Here is a 2,104-nt window from a genome sequence, read left to right on the forward strand (position 1 = left end):
ATGACGGAGTCAAAGTCCGTTGCCTTACCGCTTGGCTATAGCCCAATAAATAAATGGGGCGACTGATGGGAATCGAACCCACGAATGCCGGAACCACAATCCGGTGCGTTAACCACTTCGCCACAATCGCCATATTAAAATAAAATTAGTTGGCAGGGGCAGTAGGAATCGAACCCACACCGGAGGTTTTGGAGACCTCTGTTCTACCGTTAAACTATGCCCCTATGTAAATGGTGGAGGGGGACGGATTCGAACCGCCGAACCCTTAGGGAGCGGATTTACAGTCCGCCGCGTTTAGCCACTTCGCTACCCCTCCAAAGGAACAATACCTATGATACACAATATGAATCTCTTAGTCAATAGGTGTAAGGTATATTAGTAAAATTAAAACAGTGCCGGCCAGAGGACTTGAACCCCCAACCTACTGATTACAAGTCAGTTGCTCTACCAATTGAGCTAGACCGGCATAAATGGTGGCTTGGGACGGAATCGAACCGCCGACACATGGATTTTCAGTCCATTGCTCTACCGACTGAGCTACCAAGCCAAATATAAAGAAAACAACTTTTTAAAAATGGCGGTCCGGACGGGACTCGAACCCGCGACCTCCTGCGTGACAGGCAGGCATTCTAACCAACTGAACTACCGGACCATTTTTATTGCGGGGGAAGGATTTGAACCTCCGACCTTCGGGTTATGAGCCCGACGAGCTACCAGACTGCTCCACCCCGCGCCGTTATAAAGGTGATAAAGTAATGGTGGAGGATGACGGGATCGAACCGCCGACCCCCTGCTTGTAAGGCAGGTGCTCTCCCAGCTGAGCTAATCCTCCAAATAATTAAATTGCATTTAATGGTGACCCGTACGGGATTCGAACCCGTGTTACCGCCGTGAAAGGGCGGTGTCTTAACCGCTTGACCAACGGGCCAACTAAAAACAAGTAACTGGCGGAGAGCGAGGGATTCGAACCCTCGAGACGGTTTTACACCGCCTACACGATTTCCAATCGTGCTCCTTCGGCCAGCTCGGACAGCTCTCCGTGTTGGCTCCACAGGTAGGACTCGAACCTACGACCGATCGGTTAACAGCCGATTGCTCTACCACTGAGCTACTGTGGAAGGAATGCCTGGCAACGTCCTACTCTCGCAGGGGGAATCCCCCAACTACCATCGGCGCTGAAGAGCTTAACGACCGTGTTCGGCATGGGAACGGGTGTGACCTCTTCGCTATCGCCACCAGACTATATTGAACATCGGATAGACTTTTGTCTTCGTAGTTCACATTGAGATGATTCTCTCAAAACTAGATAATGTGTAAACAAGTCACAATCTGAGTGTGACATATGTCAAGAATGTTATTGGATAAGTCCTCGACCGATTAGTATCTGTCAGCTCCACGTGTCGCCACGCTTCCACACCAGACCTATCAACCTCATCATCTCTGAGGGGTCTTACTGGATTAACTCCATGGGAAATCTCATCTTGAGGGGGGCTTCATGCTTAGATGCTTTCAGCACTTATCCCGTCCACACGTAGCTACCCAGCGATGCTCCTGGCGGAACAACTGGTACACCAGCGGTGTGTCCATCCCGGTCCTCTCGTACTAAGGACAGCTCCTCTCAAATTTCCTACGCCCGCGACGGATAGGGACCGAACTGTCTCACGACGTTCTGAACCCAGCTCGCGTACCGCTTTAATGGGCGAACAGCCCAACCCTTGGGACCTACTTCAGCCCCAGGATGCGATGAGCCGACATCGAGGTGCCAAACCTCCCCGTCGATGTGGACTCTTGGGGGAGATAAGCCTGTTATCCCCAGGGTAGCTTTTATCCGTTGAGCGATGGCCCTTCCATGCGGAACCACCGGATCACTAAGCCCGACTTTCGTCCCTGCTCGACTTGTAGGTCTCGCAGTCAAGCTCCCTTTTGCCTTTGCACTCTACGAATGATTTCCAACCATTCTGAGGGAACCTTTGGGCGCCTCCGTTACTGTTTAGGAGGCGACCGCCCCAGTCAAACTGCCCACCTGACACTGTCCCTGAACCGGATCACGGTTCGAGGTTAGAATGTCAGCACAGTCAGGGTAGTATCCCACCGACGCCTCCAT

12 tRNA genes, 1 rRNA gene and 1 other annotated feature (2 of these 14 only partly in view) are annotated in these 2,104 nt (G+C 51.9%); all 13 genes read right to left on the reverse strand.

Annotated features, from left to right (window positions below):
* Window positions 1-37, reverse strand: a tRNA-Gln gene (locus B1R93_RS06645) (it extends 65 nt beyond the left edge of the window).
* Window positions 38-54: 17 nt separating this feature from the next.
* Window positions 55-130 (reverse strand) — tRNA-His (locus tag B1R93_RS06650).
* Window positions 131-150: 20 nt separating this feature from the next.
* Window positions 151-224: transfer RNA gene (locus tag B1R93_RS06655), tRNA-Trp, on the reverse strand.
* 7 nt (window positions 225-231) lie between these two features.
* Window positions 232-316: transfer RNA gene (locus B1R93_RS06660), tRNA-Tyr, on the reverse strand.
* A 77-nt stretch (window positions 317-393) separates the two neighbouring features.
* Window positions 394-466 (reverse strand) — tRNA-Thr (locus tag B1R93_RS06665).
* Window positions 467-471: 5 nt separating this feature from the next.
* Window positions 472-547, reverse strand: a tRNA-Phe gene (locus B1R93_RS06670).
* Between the two features lie 28 nt (window positions 548-575).
* Window positions 576-652, reverse strand: a tRNA-Asp gene (locus B1R93_RS06675).
* A 7-nt stretch (window positions 653-659) separates the two neighbouring features.
* A tRNA-Met gene (locus B1R93_RS06680) sits at window positions 660-733 on the reverse strand.
* Between the two features lie 23 nt (window positions 734-756).
* Window positions 757-832, reverse strand: a tRNA-Val gene (locus B1R93_RS06685).
* Between the two features lie 21 nt (window positions 833-853).
* Window positions 854-928 (reverse strand) — tRNA-Glu (locus B1R93_RS06690).
* Window positions 929-945: 17 nt separating this feature from the next.
* Window positions 946-1,039, reverse strand: a tRNA-Ser gene (locus tag B1R93_RS06695).
* Window positions 1,040-1,043: 4 nt separating this feature from the next.
* A tRNA-Asn gene (locus B1R93_RS06700) sits at window positions 1,044-1,118 on the reverse strand.
* Window positions 1,119-1,124: 6 nt separating this feature from the next.
* Window positions 1,125-1,240 (reverse strand): 5S ribosomal RNA (rrf, locus tag B1R93_RS06705).
* 117 nt (window positions 1,241-1,357) lie between these two features.
* Window positions 1,358-2,104 (reverse strand) — a sequence feature (23S ribosomal RNA rRNA prediction is too short) (it continues 1,192 nt past the right edge of the window).

Source organism: Halalkalibacter urbisdiaboli, assembly GCF_002156385.1.
Taxonomy (GTDB): domain Bacteria; phylum Bacillota; class Bacilli; order Bacillales; family Bacillaceae_D; genus Halalkalibacter_A; species Halalkalibacter_A urbisdiaboli.